This window comes from Maricaulis sp. CAU 1757 (assembly GCF_054482675.1).
The window spans coordinates 50,123-67,742 of record NZ_JBTLRI010000001.1; the positions used below are offsets into that span (position 1 = coordinate 50,123).

Annotated in this window: 17 protein-coding genes; 9 read left to right on the forward strand and 8 right to left on the reverse strand. The window is 65.6% G+C overall.

Going from position 1 to position 17,620, the window contains the following annotated elements:
• The first annotated feature begins 1 nt into the window (after position 1).
• The gene (purL, locus tag ACXYMR_RS00260) at positions 2–2,227 is read left to right on the forward strand and encodes a phosphoribosylformylglycinamidine synthase subunit PurL (RefSeq protein WP_458940733.1); all 2,226 of its coding nucleotides are present in this window, start codon (positions 2–4) and stop codon (positions 2,225–2,227) included.
• A 527-nt stretch (positions 2,228–2,754) separates the two neighbouring features.
• Here purL and ACXYMR_RS00265 read toward each other — a convergent pair.
• Positions 2,755–3,711, reverse strand: a complete 957-nt coding sequence (locus ACXYMR_RS00265) for a M20/M25/M40 family metallo-hydrolase (protein ID WP_458940734.1) — start codon at positions 3,709–3,711, stop codon at positions 2,755–2,757.
• 334 nt (positions 3,712–4,045) lie between these two features.
• Between ACXYMR_RS00265 and ACXYMR_RS00270 the strand changes: the two genes are divergently transcribed.
• The 4 genes from ACXYMR_RS00270 to ACXYMR_RS00285 are packed head-to-tail and all read left to right on the forward strand — an operon-like array spanning position 4,046 to position 5,882.
• The gene (locus tag ACXYMR_RS00270; RefSeq protein WP_458940735.1) at positions 4,046–4,282 is read left to right on the forward strand and encodes a BolA/IbaG family iron-sulfur metabolism protein; all 237 of its coding nucleotides are present in this window, start codon (positions 4,046–4,048) and stop codon (positions 4,280–4,282) included.
• On the forward strand, positions 4,279–5,124 hold the full coding sequence (locus tag ACXYMR_RS00275) for an aldo/keto reductase (protein WP_458940736.1): 846 nt from the start codon (positions 4,279–4,281) through the stop codon (positions 5,122–5,124). Before ACXYMR_RS00270 ends, ACXYMR_RS00275 begins: the two co-directional genes overlap by 4 nt.
• Before the next feature lie 46 nt (positions 5,125–5,170).
• Positions 5,171–5,503, forward strand: coding sequence for a Grx4 family monothiol glutaredoxin (grxD, locus tag ACXYMR_RS00280; RefSeq protein WP_458940737.1), 333 nt, complete (start codon positions 5,171–5,173; stop codon positions 5,501–5,503).
• Between the two features lie 7 nt (positions 5,504–5,510).
• Complete coding sequence (locus tag ACXYMR_RS00285) at positions 5,511–5,882, forward strand: DUF427 domain-containing protein (RefSeq protein WP_458940738.1); 372 nt, start codon at positions 5,511–5,513, stop codon at positions 5,880–5,882.
• Here the strand turns inward: ACXYMR_RS00285 and ACXYMR_RS00290 are convergent.
• Complete coding sequence (locus tag ACXYMR_RS00290; protein ID WP_458940739.1) at positions 5,879–6,385, reverse strand: hypothetical protein; 507 nt, start codon at positions 6,383–6,385, stop codon at positions 5,879–5,881. The two genes, ACXYMR_RS00285 and ACXYMR_RS00290, sit on opposite strands and share 4 nt — an antisense overlap.
• A gap of 191 nt (positions 6,386–6,576) precedes the next feature.
• Between ACXYMR_RS00290 and ACXYMR_RS00295 the strand changes: the two genes are divergently transcribed.
• Complete coding sequence (locus ACXYMR_RS00295) at positions 6,577–7,782, forward strand: potassium/proton antiporter (RefSeq protein ID WP_458940740.1); 1,206 nt, start codon at positions 6,577–6,579, stop codon at positions 7,780–7,782.
• 59 nt (positions 7,783–7,841) lie between these two features.
• On the opposite strand, the gene rpsD is transcribed toward ACXYMR_RS00295, so the two are convergent.
• From rpsD to ACXYMR_RS00315, 4 genes are all read right to left on the reverse strand, one after another.
• On the reverse strand, positions 7,842–8,459 hold the full coding sequence (gene rpsD / locus ACXYMR_RS00300) for a 30S ribosomal protein S4 (protein WP_458940741.1): 618 nt from the start codon (positions 8,457–8,459) through the stop codon (positions 7,842–7,844).
• A gap of 227 nt (positions 8,460–8,686) precedes the next feature.
• Entirely contained in the window at positions 8,687–9,700 is a 1,014-nt protein-coding gene (locus ACXYMR_RS00305; RefSeq protein ID WP_458940742.1) for a class I SAM-dependent methyltransferase, read from the reverse strand.
• A gap of 96 nt (positions 9,701–9,796) precedes the next feature.
• Positions 9,797–10,537, reverse strand: a complete 741-nt coding sequence (locus tag ACXYMR_RS00310; RefSeq protein ID WP_458940744.1) for an RNA methyltransferase — start codon at positions 10,535–10,537, stop codon at positions 9,797–9,799.
• Positions 10,534–11,982: a hypothetical protein gene (locus ACXYMR_RS00315; protein ID WP_458940745.1), complete on the reverse strand. Its 1,449-nt coding sequence runs from the start codon at positions 11,980–11,982 to the stop codon at positions 10,534–10,536. Before ACXYMR_RS00315 ends, ACXYMR_RS00310 begins: the two co-directional genes overlap by 4 nt.
• 210 nt (positions 11,983–12,192) lie before the next feature.
• Here ACXYMR_RS00315 and ACXYMR_RS00320 point away from each other — a divergent pair, with 210 nt between their 5' ends.
• From ACXYMR_RS00320 to ACXYMR_RS00330, 3 genes are all read left to right on the forward strand, one after another.
• Positions 12,193–13,416 (forward strand): NADP-dependent isocitrate dehydrogenase, encoded by a 1,224-nt coding sequence (locus ACXYMR_RS00320; protein ID WP_458940746.1) that lies wholly within the window; start codon positions 12,193–12,195, stop codon positions 13,414–13,416.
• 161 nt (positions 13,417–13,577) lie between these two features.
• Positions 13,578–13,970 carry a hypothetical protein gene (locus tag ACXYMR_RS00325; RefSeq protein ID WP_458940747.1) on the forward strand — a complete coding sequence of 131 codons (393 nt, stop codon included), beginning with the start codon at positions 13,578–13,580 and terminating at the stop codon, positions 13,968–13,970.
• Complete coding sequence (locus ACXYMR_RS00330; RefSeq protein WP_458940748.1) at positions 13,967–14,398, forward strand: hypothetical protein; 432 nt, start codon at positions 13,967–13,969, stop codon at positions 14,396–14,398. Before ACXYMR_RS00325 ends, ACXYMR_RS00330 begins: the two co-directional genes overlap by 4 nt.
• On the opposite strand, the gene ACXYMR_RS00335 is transcribed toward ACXYMR_RS00330, so the two are convergent.
• Positions 14,395–14,844 (reverse strand): YybH family protein, encoded by a 450-nt coding sequence (locus tag ACXYMR_RS00335; RefSeq protein ID WP_458940750.1) that lies wholly within the window; start codon positions 14,842–14,844, stop codon positions 14,395–14,397. The genes ACXYMR_RS00330 and ACXYMR_RS00335 overlap by 4 nt on opposite strands.
• A complete protein-coding gene (alaS, locus tag ACXYMR_RS00340; RefSeq protein ID WP_458940751.1) occupies positions 14,844–17,498 on the reverse strand; it encodes an alanine--tRNA ligase in 2,655 nt (884 codons plus the stop codon). Before alaS ends, ACXYMR_RS00335 begins: the two co-directional genes overlap by 1 nt.
• Positions 17,499–17,620 lie beyond the last annotated feature (122 nt).

The window sequence follows — 17,620 nt, forward strand, 5'->3', positions numbered from 1 at the left end:
CATGACCCAATACGCTGACGGCATCACCGCCGAAATCGTCAAGGAACACGGCCTCTCCGACGAGGAATACGCGGTCATCCTCGACCGCCTCGGCCGCGCGCCGAACCTTGTCGAGCTGGGCATTTTCTCGGTCATGTGGTCGGAGCACTGCTCGTACAAGTCCAGCCGCGCCCATCTCGGCAAGCTGCCAACCTCGGGCGACAAGGTCATCCAGGGCCCCGGCGAGAATGCCGGCGTCATCGATATCGGCGACGGCCAGGCCTGCATCTTCAAGATGGAGAGCCACAACCACCCCTCCTACATCGAGCCCTACCAGGGCGCGGCGACCGGGGTCGGCGGCATTTTGCGCGACGTCTTCACCATGGGCGCCCGCCCGGTGGCGCTGATGAACGCGCTGCGCTTCGGCGCGCCGGAGCACGAGAAGACCACGCATCTGGTGTCCGGCGTCGTCGCCGGCATTGGCGGCTACGGCAATTGCGTCGGCGTGCCCACGGTCGGCGGCGAGACCAATTTCCACGAGGGCTATAACGGCAATATCCTGGTCAACGCGATGGCGGTGGGCCTGGCCGATGCCGACAACATCTTCTACGCCCGCGGCGCCAAACCGGGACAGCCCATCGTCTATGTCGGCTCCAAGACCGGTCGCGACGGCATCCACGGCGCTACCATGGCCTCGGCCGAGTTTGACGACGAGAGCGAAGAGAAGCGCCCCACCGTCCAGGTCGGTGACCCGTTCACCGAGAAGAAGCTGATCGAGGCCTGCCTCGAACTGATGGCCACCGACGCCATCGCCGCCATCCAGGACATGGGTGCCGCCGGCCTGACCTCGTCCTCGGTCGAGATGGCCGACAAGGGCGGCATCGGCATCGAGCTCGACATGGATTCCGTGCCGCAGCGCGAGACCGGTATGACGGCCTACGAGATGATGCTGTCGGAGAGCCAGGAGCGCATGCTGGTGATCATGAAGCCGGGCCGCGAGGACGTGGCCATGCGCATCTTCGAGAAGTGGGAACTCGATGTCGCGGTGATCGGCCAGACCACCGACACCGGTCGCATGGTCCTGAAACACAAGGGCGAGACCGTGTGTGACATCCCCGTCGCCCCGCTCGCCGACGACGCGCCCAAGTACGAGCGCAAGTATTTCGCCCCCGAAGTACGTGCGCAGCTGTCGGCCAAGGACGTCGCCCTGCCAACCCATATGGGCGATGTGCTCCTGAAGCTGATGTCCAGCCCGAACATGGCCTCCAAGGCGTGGATCTGGTCGCAGTATGACCGCCACGTCATGGCCGACACGGCGGCCAGTTCGGAGGATCCCTCCGACGCGGCGATCGTGCGCGTGCACGGCACCAACAAGGCGCTGGCCATCACCACGGACTGCACCCCGCGCTATTGCTTCGCCGATCCGTTCGAGGGCGGCAAGCAGGCCGTGGCCGAAGCCTGGCGAAACCTGACCGCCACCGGCGCCGACCCGATCGCCATCACCGATTGCCTGAATTTCGGCAATCCGGAACGGGCCGAGATCATGGGCCAGTTCGTCGGCTGCATCGAGGGCATGGCCGAGGCCTGCAAGGCGCTCGACTTCCCGGTCGTGTCCGGCAATGTGAGCCTCTACAACGAAACCAATGGCGTCGCCATTCCGCCGACCCCGGCCATTGGCGGCGTAGGCCTGATCCCCGACATCGACCAGCGCTGTGGTTTTGGCGGGGTCCAGGACGGCGACATCCTGATCGTGGTCGGCGAAAGCAAGGGGGCCATGGGGGCCTCGCTCTATCTCAAGCTGGTCGAGGACCGCGAGGATGGTGGCGCGCCGCTGGTCGACCTGGCCAAGGAAAAGGCGCACGGCGATTTCGTGCGCGGCCAGATCCGCTCCGGTCGCCTGTCGGCCTGCCACGACCTCTCCGATGGCGGCCTCGCCTGTGCCGCCGCCGACATGGCGCTAGCCTCCGACATCGGCCTCAAGCTGGCCCATGAGGGCGAGACGCCGATGCACGGCTTCCTGTTCGGCGAAGACCAGGCCCGCTACCTGCTGGCCGCTTCCAAGGAGAACGCCGTCGCCATCCTGCAGGACGCCAAGGCCGACGATATTCCGGTCCAGGTGGTTGGCCTCGCCGGCGGCACCTCGATCAGCGTCAATGGTGCCCACACGCTCGAGCTCACCAGGCTTCGCGCCGCCTGGGAGGGCTGGATGCCCCGCCTGATGGGCAAGCTGTCGGAAGCCGCCGAGTAGGGTTCCGCCGTACTGGATGAAGAAGGCCGTCGCGGCTCGCGGCGGCCTTTTTCGTGGATGCATCTACCTGACCACCCCGTTTTCCCCGCCTTCATGGCGGGGCCTCGGATCGGCAGAGCGTGACGGTTGGCTGGCATTCAGGGTGAGGTGAGGATTGGAGGCCCCGCCATGAAGGCGGGGGAAACGTGGATAAATCTCCTCAAAAAAAATCGGGCGCCCTCAGCGCCCGCTCCACCCCATTCATCTCTTGCCGAGAGTCCGCCTCAGAGGGTGAAAGCTGTCAAGGGTTTCAACCGCTTAGCGGCCCCGCGGGCCCTTGACAGCTTTCACCCTCTGAGGCCCGCTGGCTGACAAGAGATCAATGGCTACTTCCGCGCGTGGCGCGAGAATTCACCCCAATTCGTTTTCCCCGGCGGAGGCCGGGGCCTCGAATCCCCTCCGCAGCCTCAATGCCAGCCTGCTCACGCGCTCGACCCGATCCGAGGCCCCGCCATGAAGGCGGGGAAAACGGGTGGTTGAACATCAAACTACCTCCCCGCAGCCTCCCCGATCTCGTCCAGCCGCTCATCCGCCGTCTCGGCAAAGTCGAGGATCGCCAGGGTCGCGCCCTGGAAGAATTCCAGCGTCATGTTCTCATAGGTGTCGCTGGGCCGGTGGTAGTGCGGGTGGAAGTCGACGCCGAGATAGATGAAGGGGATGCCGGCGGCGTGGAAGGCGCCGCTGTCGGTCATCATTGTCCAGTCGCCGCCCGGCTCCTCGGTCGGCTCGTCATAGCCCATCGGCATGTTGATCGAGGCGCGCTCGGCGACGTCCTCGACGATGTCACGCAGGAAGGGATAGTGGTAGGTGCCGACGGCCCACAGGATGCGGTCTTCCGACATCGCCACCATGTCGAGATTGAGATTGAAGGCGATGGTGTCGGCCGGCACGGGCGGCTCGGCGACAAAGGCCCGTGCGCCCTGCAACCCCTTCTCCTCGGCATCCAGCGCCGCGAATATCACGTCATGCTCCGGCGGGTTGGCGCTGAAATGGTGCGCCGCGGCCAGCATCGCGGCCACGCCGGAGGCATTGTCGTCGGCACCATTCCAGATCTGCCCGTCGCGCATGCCTTCGTGATCGTAATGCGCCGAGATCACCATCACCCGGTCGCTGTCGGCCGTGCCCTCGATGCGGCCGATGATATTGATGCCGCTGTCGAGCTTGTCGGCATCATTCGGGCGCGGGTAGCTGAAGCGGTATTCATAACTGTCGCCGATCGGTTCGATTCCGGCCTGGCGGAAGCGGGTGAGGATATACTCGCGCGCCCGCTCGGCGCCCGGCGTGCCCGCCTCGCGGCCCTCCATGTCGTCATGCGCCAGGGTGCGCAGGTCGGTCAGGAGGCGGGCCCGATTGAGGTTGAAACTTCTGTCCGCGCCGTCATCGCCGCCACACGCGGTAAGCGGCAGGGTCAGGGCGAGCATGGCTGTCAGTATCAAGGTCCGCATGGATGAATTCCGCTGTCTGGTTCGCTGACTGCAACTTGCCACGCGACCGCGCGCGGCCCTACTGGAAATAGCCGCGTCAGCCGGCCGCCCCGGCTAGCCAACCGACAAACACCACGACCAGGGCCAGATTGACCAGACCAAGACCGATGCGCAGCGCCATCTTGACTGCAAACACGTTGATCATGAGCTTTCCCTCTCGGCGGCGGGCGACTAGCTTGCGCCCTAGCTTCACTTGTCCGGTGTGCCAGACGCGCCGACACCCATCACGACACGTCCGTTCACGCTTTTGCGCCCGGCCGTGATCGCCGCGCCGAACGACTGCCAGGAGACGGCCATGCCCATGCCAGCCGCAGACATCATCGCCCTCATCAAAGCGGGCATTCCCGACGCCGAGATCGTCATGGAGGATCTGGCCGGCGACAATGACCACTGGAAGGCCGTGGTCACGTCGGAGAGCTTCCGCGGCAAGCTGCGCGTGGCCCAGCACCAGATGGTCTATGCCGCGCTGGGCTCGAAGATGGGCAATGAGCTGCATGCCCTGGCGCTGGAAACCCGGGTGCCCGAGCAGTGAGCCTGACCGGCCAGCCCGGCTTTGCCCGTCTCGGCTTCGGCGTCACCGGCCCGCATGCCGGTCTCGGCCAGACGCGGCGCCAGACCGCGCGCCTGGTCGGCGAGGCCGTCAGCCTCGGCGCCACCTTCTTCGATACCGGCCCGGCCTATGGCCGCGGCGAGGCCGAAAAACGCCTGGGCCAGGCCCTCGCCTCGGTCCCGCGCGACCGCGTCTTCGTATCCACCAAGGCCGGCATCCATACCGACCGCAAGCGCGATTTCTCGCCCGGCGCGGTGGAAATGTCGCTCAAGGGATCGCTGCGCCGCCTGCATCTGGACCATGTCGACGTTCTGTGGCTGCACGGCCCGGCGCCGGAGGAGATCAGCGAACGCCTGCTGGCGCATCTGGAAGCCTTTCGCGAACGCGGCCTGTTCCGCTATCTCGGTGTGTGCGGGCGGGGTCCGGAACTCGATGCCGCCATCGCCGCGCCCGGTATCGACGCCCTGATGGCCCCCGTCCATGCCGGCCTCCATGACAGCCAGACCGCGCGGCTTCAGGCGGCCCACGACAAGGGGCTCGCCATTATCGGCATCGAGACCATGGCCGGTCTGACCCGCGCGCCCCTGGTGCCGCGCAATACCGGCGAAGCCTGGTATGCCGCCCGCCGGCTCAAACAGGCGGTGCTGCGCCAGACGCCCAAGGACCCGCCGACAGCCCGCCCGGTGCAGACAGCGACCCAGGCGCTCGGCTGGGCCCTGGCCCAGCCCTGGTGCGATGCCGCGGTCACCCTGACCACCAGGGCCGCCCATCTCCGTGCCAATGCCGCAGCCGCGGGGCTTGCAGGCAAGGCCCTGAAGACTTAGCTCAGTGGGGCCGGAACAACCGGCCGAACTCAGGAGTTAAGTCAGCATGTCCGACCCCGTCCACGACAGCATCAAATCGACCGTCGAGAGCAATGATGTGGTGCTCTTCATGAAGGGAACACCGGTCTTTCCGCAATGCGGGTTTTCCTCGGTCGTGGCGCGCGTCCTGGATCACCTCCAGGTCGACTATGAAAGCGTCAACGTGCTGGAGGATCCGGCGGTGCGTCAGGGCATCAAGGAGTTCTCGAACTGGCCGACCATTCCCCAGCTCTACGTGAAGGGCGAATTCGTCGGCGGATGCGACATCATCAAGGAAATGTTCGAGAGCGGCGAACTGCAAACTTACCTCAAGGAGAAGGGGGTCGTGGAAGCGGCCTGAAAGCCCGATGGATCAGTCTGACAGCCTGGATACCGCCGATCATCCGATCACCATCTCGGACAGTCCTGTCCGAGCCGACGTGACCACCAGCCAGACCACGCTCGCCGACAATGCCGAGGCGCTCGAACTGCACGAAGCGGGGTATCCGCCGGTGCTCTATTTCAAGCCCGGCCACGTGTCGCGCTCGCGGTTGATCCCCTCAGACCACAGCACGACTTGCCCGCACAAGGGCAAGGCGAGCTATTTCCACGTCAATCTGGATGGCGGCGGCCGCCTCGACAACGCCGCCTGGTGCTACCGCGAGCCGCATGAAGCGGTGGCCGCGATCAAGGACCACATCGCCTTCTATCCGGACAAGCTCGACATCAAGCGGCGCTAGCGGGCTCGCCGGGCCGCGGTCTGGACGCGCACCTCGTTCCAGTCCCAGGGCCGCTCGTCGAGCGGATTGAGCACGACGATGCGGCCCCCGGACGGCACCCCCAGTTCCTCGAAACCAAATCCGAGCTGGGTACCCCAGGGCAGGTCACGGTCGCAGGCATCCTCTCCGGCGCGCAGCAGCGACACGGTGAACACCTCGACATCGTACTGCTCGACATGCACCACGAAATCCGAGCGCGCGGTACAGCCGCGCGTGTCGGCGTGGATGATCAGGATGTCGTCCTCGATGACCCGCCAGTAGATGACCGGCTCGAGAGCCGGATCGATCTGCGGGGCCTGCCGATTGGTGCCGGGCAAGCTGACCTGCGAGATCTTGATGGTCGGCAGCTCCGGCATGGACGGCAGGCCCGGCAGCGCCGCCATCAGGCGCGCCCGCTGACCGGGCTCACCCTCCGCCATGTCCGGTCGGCCCGCACAGGCCGACAGCCCGAGCAACACGGCCACGCATGCCAAAGTCTTCGGAAAACTCACCCCTGCCCCCAATTCAGGTCGTTCACCCATGCATCAAACCGTTTAATCATGACAATGCAAGTGTCTGCACCCAATTGGGGAATTGCCAGGAAAGGACTTCGCGTTGACCTCGTCCGGGCGCTCCTCCATATGCAGCTTGTCTGCCCTTCACCGCGGTCTCTCACATGAACGACCTTTTGTTTGCGCTGAGCGCCGTGATCGGCATCGGCATCCTGCTGGTGCCTCTGACCGCACGTTTCCGCGCGCCCATCTTGCTGGTCTTCCTGTGTCTGGGCATGGCGCTCGGGGAAGACGGGCTCGTCGGGATCGAGTTTGATGACTTCGAGCGCACCTATGCCATTGGCTCGGTCTGTCTTGCCCTGATCCTGCTGTCAGGCGGCCTCGACACCCGCATGTCCGACTTCCGCGCTGCAGCCGCTCCGGCCCTCGCTCTGGCAGGACCCGGCGTGGTCCTGACGGCGGGATTCGTCGGGCTGGCCTACAGTGTCATTCTCGACGCCCCGCTCGCGGAAGGCCTGCTGTTCGGCGCCGTTGTCAGTTCGACGGATGCCGCCGCCACTTTCATGGCCCTGCGTCATGGTGGCGTTTCCCTGGCGCAACGCCCGCGCCAGGTCCTGCTTGTGGAGTCCGGCCTCAATGACCCGATGGCGATCTTCCTCACCATTACCATGGTGGAGATTGTCGATGCCGGCGCTGGCCTGTCACTGGCCGGCCTGACCGAGGCGTTTCCCCTGCTCGCGCAGCAGCTCGGCCTGGGCGCCATCCTCGGCTTCGGTGGCGGTTGGCTGGCACAATTTGCGCTGAACCGGATGACCTTGCCGGAAGGCCTGCTCGCCCCTTTCCTGCTGGCCGCCGGCCTGTTCACCTATGCTGGCACCAGCCTGGTCGGAGGATCCGGCTTTCTGGCCATCTACCTGTTCGGGCTGATCGCCGCCAACTGGCCGGCCGTGCGGCCGGCCCGGGCCATTCAGTTCCACGAAGGTCTCGCCTGGATCGCCCAGATATGCCTGTTCGTCCTGCTCGGACTGCTGGTCACCCCGAGCGAACTTGGAAACGTCCTGCTGCCAGGCCTGGCCATGGCCGCTGCGCTGATCCTGCTGGCCCGCCCGCTGGCCGTCCTTGTAACGCTCGCCCCGTTCCGATTGCCCGTGCGCGAGCAGGCCTACACCGCCTGGATGGGATTGCGCGGATCCGTGCCGATCTTCCTGTCGATCTTCCCGGTCGTCAGCCCCGGCCCGATCACCCCGGTCTTCTTCAACCTGGTCTTCGTGATTGTCGTCATCTCCCTGGTCGTGCACGGCTTCTCCGCCGCGATCACGGCGCGTTGGCTGGGCATCGCTGATGTCCAGCACGGCGACGCAGCCGACTGAAACGAAAAAGGCCGCCCCGGATGTCCGGAGCGGCCTCTTCTGTCGGCGAATACGTCCCCTTACGAGGAGTAGAATTCGATGACCAGGTTCGGTTCCATCTGGACCGGGTACGGCACTTCGGAGAATTCCGGCATGCGCACGAAGGTGGCCTTCATCGCCTTGGCATCGAGATCGATGTAATCCGGCAGGTCGCGTTCCGGGCTTTCCAGCGCTTCCAGCACCAGGGCCATCGAGCGCGAACGCTCGCGGACCTCGATCACGTCGCCCGGCTTCACGCGGTAGGACGGGATGTTGACCTTGACGCCGTTGACCTTGACGTGGCCGTGATTGACGAACTGGCGCGCGGCAAACACGGTCGGCACGAACTTGCAGCGGTAGACCAGGGCGTCCAGGCGGCTTTCCAGGAGACCGATGAGGTTCTCCGTGGTGTTGCCCTTGCGGCGTGCGGCTTCGTCATAGGTGCGACGGAACTGCTTCTCGGTGATGTTGCCGTAATAACCCTTCAGCTTCTGCTTGGCGCGCAGCTGGAGGCCGAAATCGGACAGCTTGCCCTTGCGGCGCTGGCCGTGCTGGCCCGGGCCGTAGGAGCGGGAGTTGACCGGAGACTTCGGACGGCCCCACAGGTTCTCACCCATGCGGCGGTCGATCTTGTATTTCTGCGAATGACGCTTCGACATGTTCTCTCTATTCGATGCGGCCCGGCGCGCCTTCCCTCAAAGGCGTGCGATCAAAACGGCGGTTCTCGCATCGTCCCGTTGGTGTTGAACGAAGTCCGGGTGCCACAAGGTGGTCCCGGCGAGGGAAGCGCGGGTTTTACCTGCACAGGCAGGGAAGTCAATGGGGCGGGCTGCGGCGGCAAACGCGTGCCGTCGGCACCTGTCCCGGACTTGGCGGCAAGGTGCCTTCAGCGATCCGCCCCCACACGCCGGATCCAGATGCCTGCACCCGTCACGCCCTTCACCCAGGGGGTCATCTCGCGGACCACCTCTTTTTGGTGAAAGCGCATGAAATCGTTGAACATGATGATGTCCCAGTTCGGGTTCTCGGAGAGGAAGTACCGCAGGGCGTAAACCTCGTTCCAGGACCGGTTCATCTCGACCGCCCACCGGGGCCGGTATTCGAACGGCCAGAATATGTCATGGAAATGCACGACAACGCCTGGACGCAGACGCGGCAGGACCTCACCGAGTTCATAGGCCACATCCGATCCGGTCTTCAGCACATGGGTTGAATCGATGAACAGGAGATCGCCGGCCTCAAGCTCGGTGAACACGGAAACCGGGACGTGCTGAACCCCCATCTCCAGGATCTGGGTGTTGGCGAAGTCGCCGGCATTCAGCAGGCTTCTGAGCCGCTCCGGAAAGGGTTCCACGAAGGTCACCCTGGCCGCTCCATCAAGATGACGGTCCCGCGTTTCCAGGAGGCACATCGAGGAGAACCCGGAGCCCACCTCGACGACGCGCTTCGGCTTGAGGTGCCGGAGCATCATGTGCAGGGTCGTCGCGTCCCCGTAGGAATAGGCCGGATTGCGGAACCAGAAGGCGCAATCGCCCGTGCGGTCATCGGGAAATGGCTGCTCCCGGTTCAGGGGCGCGCTGAGCTCGCGGTAGAATTCAGCCATCCGCTCGCCATCAAGCTCGATGCCCGGCACTTGCTCTACCTGGCGGTCAACGCTCTCCAGGTGGTGTCTGACCTGTTCCGGATCGGTTATCGGCGAGTAGAAATGGCCCGGCCGATGCTGAAGGGGCGCGACATTCATTTCCTGGCGTCTGTCCAGCAGCTCGCGGATGCAGGCCTCGTAATCCAGCGTGCCGCCGCTCCCGTACCGGCCTTTCAGCCTCTCCAGGCCGTCAGGCTGAACGTGCTGTGCGAGCAGGGCTTCAACCATGATCCGGAAGTCTTCGTCGGATAAACTCATCGCGAGATCGCCCCTGTCCTCGAACTTGGCCGCCAAACACGCCGCTCCCCCAAGCTATCACCGCGCGGCACGCTCACAACCTATCAGGGCGAGCCATCAGTCCTCGCGCACAACCCGAGCCTTGCCGCGCCCGATGGTCAGAGCCTTGATGGCACCGCGGAAGGTGCGCACTTCCTGCTCGGTCCAGCGCCCGCGAATGAAGGCATTGCGCAGATTTTGCACCATCAGCGGCGTCTTGGACGGGGGATGGAAGAACCCAGCCCGGTCGAGCTCGCTTTCCAGGTGCTCAAACATGCGCTCCAGGTCTTCGCGTTTGGCCACGTCCGCAACCGGCTCGAACTCGGCCGGCAGCCCCTCTTCCGCCTTCCACTCATAGCAGATCACGGCCACGGCCTGGGCCAGGTTGAGGGAGGAAAAGGAGCGGTCGACCGGCAGGGTGATGATGGCATCGGCCATGGTCACTGCCTCGTTGGGCAAGCCGGACTTCTCACCGCCGAACATCACCCCGACCCGCTCGCCGGCGGCGATCGCGGCACGCATGTCGGCGACTGCCTCGCGCGCCGTCATCACCGGCTTCTCCATGCCGCGCGGCCTGGCCGTGGTGGCATAGAGCCGGGTCATGCCGTGCACGGCGTCTCCAAGCCGGTATTCCACCCGCGCCGCCTCGAGCACCGGTGAGCCGGCCGACATGGTCACCGCCTTGTCATTGGGCCAGCCGTCGCGCGGGTCGACGACGACCAGGTCCGGCAGCGAAAAATTCCCCATCACCCGCGCCGCGGCGCCGATATTCTCGCCCAGTTGCGGCGTGTGCAGGATGATGGCGGGGGTCTGGCTCATGTCTCTTCGGGTCCCTGGATGCGTATCAGCTGGCCTTGCGCGTCGAACTCGACGCTTACGCCGGCCAAGTCCATCGCGGCAAGCAGTGCGGCCTGCGGATCGTCCAGCTCGTCCTCGACCAGCGCCCGCAGGGCCGCGACGGCCTCCGGCGTGGCTCCGTGGGCGGCCAGGGTGTCGAACCAGACCGGGCCGGTGAAGCCGTCATCCGCCCCGGCGGCGCGTGCGCCCGCGGCTTTCCAGAGCCCGTAGAGGTCGGCTTCCGGCGCCGCCGCGTCACTCATGAGGGCGATCAGCGCGCCGCAATCATAATACGCCTCGAAGCGCCCGCGAGCACCGGCCCCGGTCAGCGCCCCGCCAGCCAGCGCATCCGTACAGCCTGCCCAGGAGACGGCGTACTCGCCTGCCAGATACGCCGGCGCATCCTGGCTCATGCCGGCCACGAGCGCATTGGCCATCGCATTGGCCGTCCCTTCGTGCAGCCAGCTTTCGGCCATACGATCGGGCATCGGCCCGGCATCGGCCTGGAACTGGTGAGCAATCTCGTGGGCAAAGAACCAGCGCACATAATTGCGGATCTGGGGGTGGGGCTGGCGCAGCGCCTCGCCGCTGGCCTCCATCATGATATCCCGACCGGCAACACCCCCGGAATTGGAGAATCCCGGATGGTCGTCGCCGGAATAGGCGAAGTACAGCACCGTGGGCTCGCTCAGACCGCTGCCCCACTCGGCAACATAGGTCTCGAAGATCGACTGGAAGTCGGTGTCGAGGCTCTCGCGCATCCATTCGGGCAGCGCGCTGTCGATGACGCCGACATAGCTTTCCCCGACCTCGATATCCCCCTCGCCGAGGTAGACGAAACTGCCCGAACCCCGGCTTGTCACCGTCACCGCGTCACTCTGCACGGCACCCTCATGCACGATGCGGCGATCCGACAGGATACGCACGCCGAGCCAGGGCTGCTCGCCTTGCCAGTTGGCCAGGTCGCCGTCCAGCCCCTCGATCTCGGCCCGGCTCTCGACCGGCAGCACCTCGAACTGTCCCGTAAAAACGGCGAGCCCGCCATCGGAGAAACCGACAAACGGACTGTAATCGCCGTCCGGCTGTACGAGGACGGGCTCCACGGACAGGCTCGCAGCCATGCGCGGAGTATCGAACACCAGTGCATCGAAACCGCCGATCCGCTCCAGCGTGACGCCGGCATCAAGGGGTTGCCAGGCGCCACGCCGATGATCCGCAGACGAGCGCGAGAAAATCACCAGGGCCTGGGGCTGGTCGAAAACGTAGTCGAGGCTGAAACCGCCATTTTCAAGCTGGGCAAGCTGGGCCGTGACCCCGACACCCTCGATCCGCTCGATGGATGCCGCCGGTGGCGTCTCTCCACCGTCCTGCCCGCTGCACCCTGCCAACACCGCCGCCACGATCACGGCCACACCCTGCTTGATCATGCTTTCTCCCCGCACTCGGACCCCTCCCGGCCCCACTACACAAACCACTGAGTTAACACTGCGATCGCGCGCCAGAAAACCCGTTTCCGGGCGGCTTTTTCAGGCCGGGACTTTCTTGCTCTCGCCGCCGGTGCTAGAGAGCGCGCGAATTCCCGTTCGGGCGCCTCCTGCGCGCCCACCCCATCCGTCCGATAAAGAGAGAACCACACCATGGCGAAGATCAAAGTCGATACCCCGGTCGTCGAGCTCGACGGCGACGAGATGACCCGCATCATCTGGCAGATGATCAAGGACAAGCTGATCCTGCCCTATCTCGACATTGATCTGAAATACTACGACCTCTCGGTTACCAAGCGCGACGAGACGGATGACCAGATCACCGTCGAGGCCGCCGAGGCGATCAAGCATTACGGCGTCGGCGTGAAGTGCGCCACGATCACCCCGGACGAGGGTCGGGTCGAGGAATTCGGTCTGAAGAAGATGTGGCGCTCGCCGAACGGCACCATCCGCAACATCCTCGGCGGCGTCGTGTTCCGCGAGCCGATCGTGATCTCCAACGTGCCGCGCCTGGTGCCGGGCTGGCAGCAGCCGATCGTCATCGGCCGTCACGCCTTCGGCGACCAGTACCGCGCCACCGATTTCCTCGTCCCGGGCCCGGGCAAGCTGACCATGACCTTCGTGCCGGAAGACGGCGGTGAGCCGATCGAGCGCGAAGTCTACGACTTCCCGTCCGCCGGCGTGGCCATGGGCATGTACAATCTCGACGACTCGATCCGCGACTTCGCGCGCGCCTCGCTGAACTACGGCCTGCAGCGCGGCTGGCCGGTCTACCTGTCGACCAAGAACACCATCCTCAAGGCCTATGACGGGCGCTTCAAGGACCTGTTCCAGGAAGTCTACGACGCCGAATTCAAGGACGCCTTCGCCGAGAAGGGCATCTCCTACGAGCACCGCCTGATCGATGACATGGTCGCGGCCGCCATGAAATGGTCCGGCGGCTTCGTCTGGGCCTGCAAGAACTATGATGGCGACGTGCAGTCCGACACCGTGGCCCAGGGCTTCGGCTCGCTCGGCCTGATGACCTCGGTGCTGATGAGCCCGGACGGCAAGACCGTCGAGGCGGAAGCCGCGCACGGCACGGTCACCCGCCACTACCGCCAGCACCAGCGCGGCGAGCAGACCTCGACCAACTCGATCGCCTCGATCTTCGCCTGGACCCGCGGCCTGCACCACCGCGGCCGCATGGACGGCAATGAAAAGCTGATGGACTTCGCCAACTTGCTGGAAAGCACCATCATCAAGACCGTGGAAGCCGGCTACATGACCAAGGACCTGGCGCTCCTGGTGGGCGACCAGCAGGGCTGGCTGTCGACCGAAGGCTTCATCAACAAGGTCGACGAGAACTTCCAGAAGGCCATGGCCGACCACGGCTGAACCTGACGGAAGCGCGATGCGAGAAGGGGCGGTGCCAATGGGCCGCCCCTTTTTCGTGGCGCAACGGCAAGCCGCTCCGGTTCACTCGACTGGATCGATCCGCGGATCAGTGGTGTTATGACGGCAGGCGCAAGCCGGGCTTCGTAGCGGAGAAAGCGGGATTGGCGATCACATTCGATTTCGAACCGGAGAACGGCCTGGTGATCTATCACCTGTCGGGCGCGCTCACCGTCGACGAATTGCTCACCGGCTTCGCCGCCTCGGCCGAGCATCCGGACTGGTCGGATGATTATGATTACCTCACCCTGGTCGGGCAGGCCGATCTGGGCCATTTCACGCCACCGGAACTGGAACGCCTCCTGCGCGGCCTGGCGGCCAGTGACCGCCCGCGCACCGACGGCCGGCCCAAGCGGGCCGCCATTGTCTGCCCGGACTGGCTGGCCCAGGCGCTGCTGCACTACTGGGAGCGCCTGTCCGCTGCCGGCCGCACCGCGATAGACCGGGCCTTTGCCACCGAAGCCCAGGCCCGGGCCTGGCTGGCGAGTCGCCGGTGAGCCGCCCTCCGGACTCCGGCGAACCGGGCATGTGGTTCGAGATCGACATCGACAGCACGGCTGGGCTGATCACCTGGCGGGTGCATGGCCGCTTCAAGCTGAGTGAGGTCAAGGCAGGCTATGAAGCCGTTCTGGCCCATGCCGACTGGAATCCCGACTATGACCAGCTCACCGTCGTCGAGGAGGACACCCGGATGGACACCGTCACCCTCGACAGCATCCGCGATTTCAGCGCCAGCCAGGAACAGGCCCAACTGGCGACCCGCCGGCATGGCCGGGCGCGCTCGGCCATCGTGTTCCGCCAGCCGCAGCAGTTCGCCCTGCTGAAATCCTACGAGTTCAATTTCTCCGGTCGTGGCCGGGTCGAGCAGCGCGTATTTGCCAGCGAGGCCGAGGCCCGGCGCTGGCTATCGCAGCGCGAGCGCTAGTCGCTGCTGCCAGAGCGACGCAGCGTGACAAAGATCTCCGCCTCGATGCGCCACTCGCCGTCCAGGTCGAGCCGCCATTTGGCGGTGTAGCGCCCGGAATACTGGACATTCAGCCCGTCGCTCGACCAGGCCCCGTGCCAGCGCCCGGTTTCGGCCGCCAGATAGCCGTCCTCGCCGACCTCGATGCGCTGCGGGCTGCGCACATAGCGCACGTCCGGCATGGCGGAGAAGATCGACGACCATGCCTCGACCTGCCGGTCGCGTCCGATGATCGGCTCGGCCTCGTCGCCAGGCACCAGCAGAGCACTGTCGCATAGCGTTCCGGCGATCGTTTTCAGGCTGCGCCTTTCCAGTGCCTCATTGAAGACTTCGCGCGCGGCCGCGATGGCGCGCACCGCCGCCTTGTCACCGACCGCCTGGTAGCTGGCTTTCGGACTGCGCGCCATCAGCTCGCCAGGGCGTCGCGAATGGCGTTCAAACCGGCCTCGGCCTTGGCTCCGTCCGGACCACCGGCCTGGGCGAAATCCGGCCGGCCACCGCCGCCCTTGCCGCCAACAGCCGCCGCACCGGCTTTCACTAGGTCGACCGCGCTGAGCTTGGCCTTGAGATCATCGGTGACACCAACCGCCAGCGCCGCCTTGCCATCATTGACGCCGATGAAGGCCGCCACGCCCGACCCCATCTGGCCCTTGGCATCATCGACCAGGCCGCGCAGATCCTTGCCGCCCACGCCCTCGACCACGCGGCCGATGAAGGCAATCCCATTGACCTGTTCCGGGCCGGCCGGAGCCGTCCCTGCACCCCCGCCCATGGCCAGCTGCTTCTTGGCTTCGGCCAGCTGTCGCTCCAGTTTCTTGCGCTCCTCGACCAGCGAGGCAACGCGCGCCGGCGCATCGGCCGGGGTCACCTTGAGCTGGTCGGCGACAGCCCGGCCAAAGCCGATCTGCTCCTCCATCCAGCGCCGGGCGGCCTCGCCGGTCAGGGCCTCGATGCGCCGCACTCCGGCCGACACCGAGGTCTCGACGATGATCTTGAACAAGCCGATATCGCCGGTGCGCTCGACATGCGTGCCACCGCACAGCTCGACCGAATACGGCTTGCGCTCACCGCTCAGGGCCTCGCCCATGGTCAGCACCCGCACCTTGTCGCCGTACTTCTCGCCGAACAGGGCCAGCGCGCCAGCCTCGATAGCCGCGTCAGGGCTCATCTCCGCCGTGGCAACTTCACGGTTCTGGCGCACGACGGCGTTCACCTGGGCCTCGATCTCGGCCAGCTGTTCGGCGCTGACCGCCTTGTTGTGGCTGAAGTCGAAACGCAGCCGGTCGGGTCCGACATAGGAGCCCTTCTGGCTGACATGGTCGCCGAGCACGTCGCGCAGCGCCGCGTGCAGCAGGTGCGTGGCGGAGTGATTGGCCCGCGTCGCCGTCCGCCGGCCGCCCTCGACCTCGAGCGTCGCGGGATCGCCGGTGACCACGTCGCCGCTCTCCATGACACCGATGTGGGCGTGCAGATTGCCGGCCCGCTTCTGGGTGTCCTCGACCCGGAACACCGCGCCGTTCTCGAACCGGATCAGGCCGGCATCACCGCACTGGCCACCGCTCTCGGCATAGAAAGGCGTACGGTCGAAGACCAGTTCTGCGCGTTGGCCGGTGCCAAGGGCCCCGGCTTCGTGACCGTCGGAGACCAGGGCCACCAGCTTGCCCTCACCCTCGTGCCCGCCATAGCCGAGAAACCGGGTTTCGCCGGCCTTGTCGCGCACCGCAAACCACACGGCCTCGGGCGCTGCATCCCCGGACGAGAACTTGCTCGCGCGCGCATCGGCACGCTGCTTGGCCATGGCCGTCTCGAATCCGGCCTCGTCGACCGTCATGCCTTTGGTGCGCAGCGCGTCCTGGGTGAGGTCGAGCGGGAAGCCGTACGTGTCGTAGAGTTTGAACGCGGTCTCGCCCGGCAGTGTGTCACCTTGACCCAGCGAGGCCGTCGCCTCGTCGAGCAGGCTGAGGCCACGCCCGAGGGTGCGCTGGAAACGCTCCTCCTCGGTCCGGAAGGTGTCTTCCAGCAGCGCTTGCGCCCGGCCAAGCTCCGGATAGGCATCGCCCATCTCGGCCTTGAGCGCCGGCACCAGCTTCCACATCACCGGCTCCGTCGCACCCAGCAGGTGCGCGTGCCGCATGGCCCGCCGCATGATCCGGCGCAGCACATAGCCGCGGCCCTCATTGGACGGCGTCACCCCGTCGGCCATCATGAAGGCGGTCGAGCGCAAATGGTCGGCGATCACCCGGTGACTGGCCAGCGCATCACCTTCGGCCTTCACGCCGAGCGCCTCTTCGCCGGCACGGATCAGGTTGGCAAACAGGTCGATATCGTAATTGTTGTGCTTGCCCTGCAGGATGGCCGCGATGCGCTCCAGCCCCATGCCGGTGTCGATGGAGGGCTTGGGCAGGTCGATACGCTCGCCGCCGGCGCGCTGCTCGAACTGCATGAAGACGAGATTCCAGATCTCGATGAAACGGTCGCCATCCTCGTCCGGCGAACCCGGGGGACCTCCGGCTATGTCTTCGCCATGGTCGAAGAAAATCTCCGAGCACGGGCCGCAGGGGCCGGTATCGCCCATCGACCAGAAATTGTCCGAGGTCGAAATCGGGATGATGCGGTCGTCCGGCAGGCCGGCAATCTTGCGCCACAGCTGGCGCGCCTCGTCGTCTTCGGAAAACACCGTGACCAGAAGCTTGTCCTTGGGCAGGCCGAACTCGCCGGTCACCAGCTCCCAGGCCTGCACGATGGCCTGCTCCTTGAAATAATCGCCGAAGGAGAAATTCCCCAGCATCTCGAAGAAGGTATGATGGCGCGCGGTATAGCCGACATTGTCGAGATCATTGTGCTTGCCGCCGGCACGCACGCATTTCTGCGACGACGCCGCGCGCGGATTGGCGCGCGTCTCCTGGCCGGTAAACACATTCTTGAACGGCACCATGCCGGCATTGACGAAGAGCAGCGTCGGGTCGTCCTGCGGCACCAGCGGGGCCGACGGCACGACCTCGTGATCCTTGCTGGCGAAATAGTCGAGGAAAGTCGAGCGGATGTCGCGCAGGCTGGCCATGGTCTAGTCCCGATAAAAGCAATGCGGCCCGCCCGCATCGGGCGGCCGCCAGGTCAGACCCCGTATATAGAAAGGACAGGCCGGTGACGCCAAGCACGCATGCAGTGGGAGGGATGCGCGCA

What these genes read in the sequence shown, in the direction of transcription:
- ACXYMR_RS00270 (WP_458940735.1), top strand. Translation starts at nt 4,046, where the DNA reads ATGCCCATGCCAGCCGCAGACATCATCGCCCTCATCAAAGCGGGCATT.
- ACXYMR_RS00320 (WP_458940746.1), top strand. Translation starts at nt 12,193, where the DNA reads ATGGCGAAGATCAAAGTCGATACCCCGGTCGTCGAGCTCGACGGCGAC.
- purL (WP_458940733.1), top strand. Translation starts at nt 2, where the DNA reads ATGACCCAATACGCTGACGGCATCACCGCCGAAATCGTCAAGGAACAC.
- ACXYMR_RS00310 (WP_458940744.1), bottom strand. Translation starts at nt 10,537, where the DNA reads ATGAGCCAGACCCCCGCCATCATCCTGCACACGCCGCAACTGGGCGAG.
- rpsD (WP_458940741.1), bottom strand. Translation starts at nt 8,459, where the DNA reads ATGTCGAAGCGTCATTCGCAGAAATACAAGATCGACCGCCGCATGGGT.
- ACXYMR_RS00285 (WP_458940738.1), top strand. Translation starts at nt 5,511, where the DNA reads ATGGATCAGTCTGACAGCCTGGATACCGCCGATCATCCGATCACCATC.
- ACXYMR_RS00305 (WP_458940742.1), bottom strand. Translation starts at nt 9,700, where the DNA reads ATGAGTTTATCCGACGAAGACTTCCGGATCATGGTTGAAGCCCTGCTC.
- ACXYMR_RS00315 (WP_458940745.1), bottom strand. Translation starts at nt 11,982, where the DNA reads ATGATCAAGCAGGGTGTGGCCGTGATCGTGGCGGCGGTGTTGGCAGGG.
- ACXYMR_RS00265 (WP_458940734.1), bottom strand. Translation starts at nt 3,711, where the DNA reads ATGCGGACCTTGATACTGACAGCCATGCTCGCCCTGACCCTGCCGCTT.
- ACXYMR_RS00335 (WP_458940750.1), bottom strand. Translation starts at nt 14,844, where the DNA reads ATGGCGCGCAGTCCGAAAGCCAGCTACCAGGCGGTCGGTGACAAGGCG.
- ACXYMR_RS00295 (WP_458940740.1), top strand. Translation starts at nt 6,577, where the DNA reads ATGAACGACCTTTTGTTTGCGCTGAGCGCCGTGATCGGCATCGGCATC.
- grxD (WP_458940737.1), top strand. Translation starts at nt 5,171, where the DNA reads ATGTCCGACCCCGTCCACGACAGCATCAAATCGACCGTCGAGAGCAAT.
- alaS (WP_458940751.1), bottom strand. Translation starts at nt 17,498, where the DNA reads ATGGCCAGCCTGCGCGACATCCGCTCGACTTTCCTCGACTATTTCGCC.